This window comes from Cobetia sp. SIMBA_158, assembly GCF_046566945.1.
GTDB lineage: Bacteria > Pseudomonadota > Gammaproteobacteria > Pseudomonadales > Halomonadaceae > Cobetia > Cobetia amphilecti.
Window position 1 is genome coordinate 1 of the sequence record NZ_JAWJYL010000396.1, and the last position, 271, is coordinate 271.

General features: G+C 62.0%; 1 pseudogene. It reads right to left on the reverse strand.

The window, feature by feature from the left end:
• Nucleotides 1–253, reverse strand: a pseudogene (locus R2R70_RS20435) (glucose-6-phosphate dehydrogenase); the annotation flags it as partial.
• Nucleotides 254–271: the final 18 nt, after the last annotated feature.

Below are 271 nucleotides of genomic sequence, written 5' to 3' on the forward strand. Positions count from 1 at the left end.
ATTCTTCGGAGACGATCGCGATGATGTCCTCGTCGAAGATCTCGGCCTTGCGGTTGCGCACCGACTCCGCGTCGAACGAGTTCGGCGGCTCCATCGCGATCATGCCGAGCAACTGGAACAGATGGTTCGGCACCATGTCGCGGAACGCGCCGGTCGGCTCGTAGAAGCTGCCGCGTCCTTCCACGCCGATCACTTCCGACGCCGTGATCTGCACGCTGTCGATATATTCGCGCCGCCAGATGGGCTCGAACATCGCATTCGCGAAGCGCAC